This window comes from Tepidiforma sp., assembly GCF_034433535.1.
Lineage (GTDB): Bacteria > Chloroflexota > Dehalococcoidia > Tepidiformales > Tepidiformaceae > Tepidiforma.
In genome coordinates, this window is the sequence record NZ_DAOUAO010000222.1 from 1 (window position 1) to 7,485 (window position 7,485).

At 69.8% G+C, this 7,485-nt stretch carries 7 protein-coding genes and 1 pseudogene; 7 read left to right on the top strand and 1 reads right to left on the bottom strand.

Annotated elements, in window-relative coordinates:
• Window positions 1-137 precede the first annotated feature (137 nt).
• From VAE46_RS11585 to VAE46_RS11600, 4 genes are read left to right on the top strand one after another with little or no spacing between them, the layout of a single operon-like run.
• Window positions 138-1,409 carry a glutamate-1-semialdehyde 2,1-aminomutase gene (locus VAE46_RS11585; RefSeq protein ID WP_322797094.1) on the top strand — a complete coding sequence of 424 codons (1,272 nt, stop codon included), beginning with the start codon at window positions 138-140 and terminating at the stop codon, window positions 1,407-1,409.
• Window positions 1,406-2,308, top strand: a complete 903-nt coding sequence (hemC, locus tag VAE46_RS11590) for a hydroxymethylbilane synthase (RefSeq protein ID WP_322797095.1) — start codon at window positions 1,406-1,408, stop codon at window positions 2,306-2,308. Before VAE46_RS11585 ends, hemC begins: the two co-directional genes overlap by 4 nt.
• A complete protein-coding gene (locus VAE46_RS11595; protein WP_322797096.1) occupies window positions 2,305-2,766 on the top strand; it encodes a nitroreductase/quinone reductase family protein in 462 nt (153 codons plus the stop codon). Before hemC ends, VAE46_RS11595 begins: the two co-directional genes overlap by 4 nt.
• Entirely contained in the window at window positions 2,756-3,598 is an 843-nt protein-coding gene (locus VAE46_RS11600) for a class I SAM-dependent methyltransferase (protein WP_322797097.1), read from the top strand. Before VAE46_RS11595 ends, VAE46_RS11600 begins: the two co-directional genes overlap by 11 nt.
• Before the next feature lie 4 nt (window positions 3,599-3,602).
• On the opposite strand, the gene VAE46_RS11605 is transcribed toward VAE46_RS11600, so the two are convergent.
• Entirely contained in the window at window positions 3,603-4,625 is a 1,023-nt protein-coding gene (locus tag VAE46_RS11605; protein ID WP_322797098.1) for a PHP domain-containing protein, read from the bottom strand.
• Window positions 4,626-4,690: 65 nt separating this feature from the next.
• On the opposite strand from VAE46_RS11605, the gene VAE46_RS11610 reads away from it, so the two are divergent.
• From VAE46_RS11610 to VAE46_RS11620, 3 genes and pseudogenes are all read left to right on the top strand, one after another.
• Complete coding sequence (locus VAE46_RS11610; RefSeq protein ID WP_322797099.1) at window positions 4,691-5,920, top strand: class I SAM-dependent methyltransferase; 1,230 nt, start codon at window positions 4,691-4,693, stop codon at window positions 5,918-5,920.
• A gap of 86 nt (window positions 5,921-6,006) precedes the next feature.
• On the top strand, window positions 6,007-6,546 hold the full coding sequence (locus VAE46_RS11615; RefSeq protein WP_322797100.1) for an HNH endonuclease: 540 nt from the start codon (window positions 6,007-6,009) through the stop codon (window positions 6,544-6,546).
• 81 nt (window positions 6,547-6,627) lie between these two features.
• Window positions 6,628-7,485 (top strand): annotated as a pseudogene (locus tag VAE46_RS11620) (hypothetical protein); the annotation flags it as partial.

Sequence of the window (7,485 nt, forward strand, 5' to 3'; positions counted from 1 at the left end):
CTCGCCTGGGAGCGCGAGCCTCCCGAGCCCTCGCCGGTGGACCCCTCGGTCCCCTTCGCCGATTTCGAGCAGCCCGGCAACGAGATCCGCGAAGCCTGCATCGCCGCTATCCTCAACCTGCCCCAACGGTGATTCCCATGGATAACCACTCCATTCGCTCCGCCGCCAGCGAGCTCTTCCCGGGCGGCGTCAACAGTCCTGTCCGCTCGTTCCGGTCGGTCGGCGGCGAACCGCTCCCCATCGCCCGCGGGAGCGGCCCCCACGTCTTCGACGCCGAGGGCAACCGCTTCATCGATTACGTCGGCGGCTTCGGCCCCGCCATCCTCGGCCACGCCCACCCGGCCGTCACCGCCGCCATCGCCGAGGCCGCCGCCGATGGACTCACCTTCGGCGCCCTCGGCCCCCGCGAGGTCGACCTCGCCGCGGCCATCCGCGAGGCGACCGGCCTCGAGCGCCTGCGTTTCCTCAACTCCGGCACCGAAGCAACCATGACCGCCATCCGCATCGCCCGGGCTGCCACCGGCCGCGACCTCATCGTCAAGTTCGATGGCTGCTACCACGGCCACAGCGATGGGCTCCTCGTCCGCGCCGGCAGCGGCGTCGCCACCCTCGGCCTCAGCGATTCCGCCGGCGTGCCCCAGGCCATCGCCGGGCTCACCGCGGTCCTCCCCTACAACGACCCGGCCGCTCTCCTTCGCTGGTTCGAAGCACATCCCTCAGACACCGCGGCCGTCATCGTCGAGAGCATCCCCGCCAACATCGGCCTCATCACCCCCGACCCGGAATTCCTCGAGGCCCTCCAGTCGGTCGCCCGCGCCCACGGCGCACTCCTGATAGCCGATGAAATCATCACCGGCTACCGCCTGCACCCCGGGCTCTCCGGGCTCCTCCCTCGCGCCGACCTCGTCACGCTCGGCAAGATCATCGGCGGCGGCCTCCCCATCGGCGCCATCGGTGGTCCCGCCAGCCTGCTTTCGCTTCTCGCGCCGGAGGGTCCCGTGTACCAGGCCGGCACCTTCAGCGCGAACCCTGCGGTCATGGCCGCCGGACTCGCCGCGCTCCAGCAACTCACTCCTGCGGCCTACCAGCGGCTCGAGCAGGTTGCCCGCCACCTCGAGAACGGCCTCACCACCGCCATCCGCCGCGCCGAAATCCCGGCCTCCGTGGTGCGCATCGGTTCGATGCTCACCCTCTTCTTCACGCCCGAACCGCCGCGCGACCCGGCCGCGGCCCGCGCCGCCGATACCGCTGCCTTCGCCCGCTTCCACCGCGCCATGCGCCAGCGCGGCATCCTCATTCCGCCCTCCCAGTTCGAAACGTGGTTCGTCTCCCTCGCCCACAACGAGCCCGAGATCGATGCCACCGTCCGGGCCGCTGCCGAAGCCCTGCGCGAGGCCGTCCCCGCATGACCGCCCTTCGCCTCGGGACCCGCGGCAGCGCCCTCGCCCTTGCACAGGCCGAGCTCATCGCGTCCCGCCTGCGCGCCGCTCACCCCGGCCTCGAAATCGAGCTCGTCACCATCACCACCGCCGGCGACACCGACCAGTCCACCCCCCTCGCCCAGGGCGAACGGCCCGGGTGGTTCACCACCGCCATCCAGCAGGCCCTGCAGCGCGGCGAGGTCGACCTCGCCGTCCACAGCCTCAAAGACCTTCCGACCGCCCGGCCCGAGGGGCTCATCATCGCCGCCGTGCCCGCCCGCGAAGACCCGCGCGACGCCCTCGTCTCCCGTCATCCCGGCGGACTGCGCGGCCTCCCGCCCGGCGCCGTCGTCGGCACCGGGTCGCCCCGACGCGAGGCCCAGCTGCGCGAAATCCGACCGGACCTTCAGGTTCGCCCCATCCGTGGCAACGTCGAAACCCGCATCGAAAAGGTCCGCAACGGCGACTACGACGCCGCCGTCCTTGCGCTGGCCGGCCTCCGCCGCCTGGGCCGCGAGGCCGACGCCTCCCACATCTTCGGCCCGGAGGAGATGCTCCCCGCGCCCGGCCAGGGCGCCCTTGCCGTCGAGTGCCGCACCGCCGACGCCCGCGTCCGCGAGCTCCTCGCCGCCATCGATGATGCCCGCCTTCGCCTCGCTGTTACCGCCGAGCGCGCCTTCCTCGCCGCCATCGAAGGCGGCTGCAGCTATCCCGCCGCGGCCTTCGCCGAGCACTTCGGCTCGACACTCAAGCTCAACGCCCTGATTGCCCCGGGGGGACGTATCATTCGCTCGAAGATGGCTGGCCCCGCCGAAACCGCCGCCGGCCTCGGCCGGCAGCTCGCCGCCGAGCTCCTCGAACGCGCCGCCCGCGAGGACCCCGCATGATCCCAACGCAGGTCGAACGCGATTTCTTCCGCCTCCTGAATGCCTTCGTCGAACCCGCCGTTCGCGCTGGCCTCGCCGGGCCGTGCCTCGTCCCCTGGGGCCTCATCGTCATCGAAACCGTCGGCCGCCGAACCGGCCGCGCCTATCGCACCCCGCTCCTCGCATCCCGCATCGAAGACCACCTCCTCGTTTCCACCTTCCGCCCTCACTCCCGGTGGGTCCGCAACGCCGAGTCCGCCGGCGTCGTCCGTTACTGGGTCAACGGCCGCGAAGGAACAGCCCGGGCCATCGTCATTCGCGACGGCGCCCATACCGCGCCGCCCGGTCTCCCGCGCCTCCTCGAAGCCCTCGCTGCCGACCTCTTCCCTCGCTTCACGGCGTTCGGCTGGACGTTTGTCATCCTTGAGCCCATCACCGAAGTCCCAGCTCCCGGGAAAGAATCAGCTGATGCGCCGTGACCTCCACGAACTCAACCGCCAGTCCTGGAACGAAGCCACCCGCGCCCACAACAGCCACAAGGCAGGCCAGGCCGAGTTCCTGCGCAGCGGCGGCTCGACCCTCTTCCCCGAGGAGCTCGAACTTCTCGGCGAACTGCGCGGCCGCACCCTCGCGCATCTCCAGTGCAACGCCGGCCAGGATACCCTCTCGCTCGCCGCCCTCGGCGCTGTCGTCACCGGCATCGATATCAGCGACGAAGCCGTCGAAGCCGCCGCCCGCCTCTCCCGCGAAACAGGCATCCCTGCCACGTTCATCCGCGCCGACGTCTACGACTGGCTTGCCGAATCCGAACCCGAAGCCTTCGAACTCGCCTTCTCCTCCTACGGTGCCATCTGCTGGCTCTCCGACCTCCCGGCCTGGGCCCGCGGCATCCACCGCATCCTTCGACCCGGCGGCGCCTTCGTCCTGGTCGAATTCCACCCCGTCGCCGGGATGTTCAACCAACGGCTTGAGCTCACCTGGCCGTACCGCGACCCCGAGCCCTTCATCGCGGACGGCGTCAGCGACTACGTCGCCGCATCTGGCGAGGGGCTCGTGCCCTGGGGCTACCACGAGGGCCTGACTGGCTTCGCCAATCCGCACCGTTCCGCTGAATTCATCCACGGCGTCAGCGACGTCATCACCGCCCTCCTCAATGCCGGCCTCCAGCTCGAAGCCTTCCGCGAGTACGAGTACAGCAACGGCTGCCGCTTCTTCGATGCCGCCATCCTCAGCGACGGCCGCCGCTACGTCCTCCCGCCCGAATTCCCCGCTCTTCCGCAGATGTACGCCCTCCGCGCCCGCAAGCCCTAGCCGCTCACCCCTCCCCGTGCCCCCGGGCCCAGGCCAGCAGGCGCTCGACCTCCCAGGTATTCACCACCCGGGCGGCCCCAACCCCGCAGGCCTCCGCCCGCTCGGCGCCGTTCGCAACCCACTCCAGCTGACCCGGCGCGTGCGCATCCGAATTCACGGCGAACAGGCACCCGAGCTCGTTGGCCAGCTGCAGCAGCCGCCTCGGCGGGTCCAGCCGCTCCACCCGCGAGTTGATCTCCACCGCCTTCCCAAGCCGCGCGCATGCCCCGAACACCGCCTCCGCATCGAACACCGATTCCGGTCGCAGCTTCCCCGCCACATATCGCCCCGTGCAGTGCCCAAGAATGTCCAGGTGCGGGTTCTCCACCGCCCGCAGCATCCGCGCCGTCATCTCCTCCGCCGGCATCCGCAGCTGGCTGTGCACGCTCCCCACCACCACGTCCAGCTCGGCCAGCAAGCCATCCTCCTGGTCGAGCGTCCCATCCTCGAGGATGTCCACTTCGATGCCGGTGAGGATGCGAAACGGCGCAAGTTCCGCGTTCAGCTCCCGCACAACTCCCAGCTGCTCGCGCAGCCGCTCCGCCGAAAGCCCCCGCGCCACCCGCAGCCGCGGCGAATGGTCGGTCAGGACGATGTAGTCATACCCAAGGTCCCGCGCAGCCTCCGCCATCTCCCGGATCGGGCTGCCCCCGTCCGACCACTCCGAATGGACATGGCAGTCGCCGCGCAGCGGCCGCCGCAGGGCGCCGCCCCGGCCCGGACCCCAGCGCTCCGCCGCCTCGGCTTCGAGCGCCGCGAGATACCCCGGCACCTCCCCGCGCAGCGCCTCCTCCGCGACCCGCGCAGTCACCTCGCCGAGCCCGCGGGCTTCCCGCAGCCGCCCCTCCCCGGCGAGCCGCGCCGTCTCGGACGGACCGAGCTCCTCCAGCGCCCATGCCGCCCTGCGAAACGCCCGGACGCGGTGGGTCTCCGCACCGTCGCGCTCCAGCAGGTAGGCGATGCGCTTCAGCGCCGTCACCGGGTCCACGTCCCGAGCATACCCCCGGCCCCCGCTTGCATCTGCGCCGCCCTCTCCGGCACCATGCACCTTCCATGCAGGCTCCACCGGTCTCCGAGCGCGACCCTGACTCCCTCGCCCGCTACCTCCTCAGCTTCCGCTGGCCCTTCCGTAACGAAGAGGTCCATCGCATCCTCGTCGAAGGCGGCCTCCCCCTCTGGCGGCAGGTCCTCCGCTTCGTGCCGAACCCCCGGGAGCGCGGCAAAGCCCTCGAACTCGGCAGCCCGCCCTTCCACATCACCCTCCTCCTCCAGCGCTTCCGCAACTACGACCTCTCCCTCACCGGCTACGCCGCCGATGGCCGCCCCGAAATCCGGCAGGTGCTCGAAAGCCCCGAGTACGGCGAAACCCACGAATTCGTCTGCACCTGCTTCAACGCCGAAGCCGATACCTTCCCCTATCCCGAGAACACCTTCGACCTCGTCACCTGGTGCGAGGTCATCGAACACCTCACCGAGAACCCCGTCCACACCCTCGCCGAAATCCACCGCGTCCTCAAGCCCGGCGGCGCCCTCGTCATCTCGACCCCCAACGCCTGCCGCGCCGATTCGATCGCAAACTTCCTCGCCGGACGCAACATCTACGACCCCTACCACCTCGGCGCCCCCCTCAAGGGCTCCCGCCACAGCCGCGAGTACACCTTCCAGGAGCTCACCGGCCTGCTCGAAGGCTGCGGCTTCGCCATCGAACGCGCCGCCGACATCGACATTTACCCGCCTCTCTCCCGCAACCGCCGCATCTTCCGCTGGCTGATGAACAACGCCGTCTCCCGCGTCACCGGCGGGCATTACCGCTACCACCTCTTCGTCCGTGCCCGGAAGACCCACGAACCCTTCCGCTGGCACTTCCCGCCCGGCCTTTTCGATGCCGGCCACCTCGCCTTCTACATGGCCCCGCGCGATGCCAGCGTCACCTTCGGCATCAACGAAGTCCCCCACATCGCCATGGGCTGGAGCGACCTCCGCGCCGGCCCCGAAGGCCGCGCCTGTCGGCGCTCGTCCGCCGTCGGCGATATCTACCTGCTCGTTGCCCGGCCCGCCCCCTCGGCAACGGTCAGCCTCAGCAATGGTCGCGGGGAAGCCCAGGCCTGGCACGACAACGGCGGCAATCTCGTCCTCCTCGGCTCGACGCCCTTCGATGCCCCTCCCGGCGCCTGGACCGACGTGACCATCCCGCTCTCCGCCGACTTTCAGCCCGGCAACCCCCTCCACATCCGCCTTGATACCGTCGACGGCGTCGACGTCCACAGCGTAATTGTTACATAACGCGAAGCGGACGGTTAACATCCTGCAATTGCGAGGCCCCTCCGCGCTTTGCTACGATCCCGCAAAGCAGGCCCGGGGAACCCGCCGTGGGAGTAGATGGCATAGCCGTCCTGGTCCTCAATCAAAACTACGAACCGCTCAACGTCTGCTCCGTTCGCCGCGCCATCGCCCTCGTCCTTCGCGGCAAGGCCGAAGTCATCGAGTCCGCCCGCACCGTCCTGCATACCGCCCGCGCCACCTTCGCCCTCCCCTCCGTCATCCGCCTCGTGCACATGATTCGCCGGCCCCGGCCGAAGGTTCGCCTGACGCGCCGCGAAGTATTCCAGCGCGACGGCTGGCAGTGCATGTACTGCGGCCGACAAACCCGCGACCTTACCCTCGACCACGTCATCCCCCGCCACCGCGGCGGTCCCCACACCTGGGACAACCTCGTGGCCGCCTGCAGAGCCTGCAACCACAAAAAAGCCGGCCGCACCCCCCAGGAAGCCCGCATGACCCTCCTCCGCGAACCGGCCGCACCCCGCGTCTCCATCTACCACGTCTTCTTCCAGTACCTCGAAGCACAGGAAGCCTGGCGCAAGTTCGTCCCCGGCTGGGACGATTCTGCCCTCGCTGCCGCCGGCTGACCGCCCGCTGATTTACCGTCCGGTTCACCGCGCGGCCCGCTGCGGTATCATCACGCCCGAATCTGCCCGGAGGCCTTACGCGTGAAACCAACTGCACCGAACTGGCGCGAAATGGTCGCCAGCAAGCTCGTCTCCGCCGAGGAGGCCGTCTCCGTCGTCAAGGACGGCGACTGGGTCTGGACCGGCGGCTGGACGTCCGTCCCGCCCCAGCTCTGCGCTGCGCTCGCCGCCCGCGCCGGCCAGGTTAAGGACGTCACCATCGTCAATTTCCTCTCCCCCTTCAACTGGGACAGGCCCGAAGTCCTCGCCTCCTGGAAGGTCATCACCGGCTACTGCAGCCCGTTCGACCGCAAGGCCGCCCGCGAGGGCCGCATCGAATACGTACCCGTCTCCCGCTTCCGCGAGGGCAAAATGCCGCCCGGCCTCGATCGCCTCGATGTCGCCCTCATCCCCATCTCCCCGCCCGATGAAGACGGCTGGTGCTCCTTCGGCCCCGGCGTCTTCTTCGGCCCCACCGTCTCCGGCATCGCCGGCACCCTCATCGGCGAAATCCACGAGAACTTCATCCGGACCGGCGGCCAGAACCGCATCCACATCGACCGTTTCGCCCGCGTCTGCGAATACACGCTGCCCCCGGCCGTGACGCCCATCCCGCCGCGCACCGAGGAAACCGAACTCGCCGCCAACGTCATCTGCACCCTCGTCGCCACCGAAATCGTGAAGGACGGCGCCACCCTCCAGTTCGGCATCGGCGATGTCTCCGCCGCCCTGCCCGTCTTCCTCGAGGACAAGCACGACCTCGGCGTCCACACCGAACTCCTCCCCGGCGGCATCCCCGACCTCGTCGAAAAGGGCGTCATCACCGGCAAATACAAGCCCCACCACGTCGGCAAGATCGTCGCCTCCGCCATCGGCCAGGTCCCGCCCGAAGACCTCGCA

Excerpts from the sequence above, each read along its gene's own strand:
- VAE46_RS11595 (WP_322797096.1), top strand. The coding sequence starts at position 2,305 with ATGATCCCAACGCAGGTCGAACGCGATTTCTTCCGCCTCCTGAATGCC.
- VAE46_RS11610 (WP_322797099.1), top strand. The coding sequence starts at position 4,691 with ATGCAGGCTCCACCGGTCTCCGAGCGCGACCCTGACTCCCTCGCCCGC.
- VAE46_RS11585 (WP_322797094.1), top strand. The coding sequence starts at position 138 with ATGGATAACCACTCCATTCGCTCCGCCGCCAGCGAGCTCTTCCCGGGC.
- VAE46_RS11600 (WP_322797097.1), top strand. The coding sequence starts at position 2,756 with ATGCGCCGTGACCTCCACGAACTCAACCGCCAGTCCTGGAACGAAGCC.
- hemC (WP_322797095.1), top strand. The coding sequence starts at position 1,406 with ATGACCGCCCTTCGCCTCGGGACCCGCGGCAGCGCCCTCGCCCTTGCA.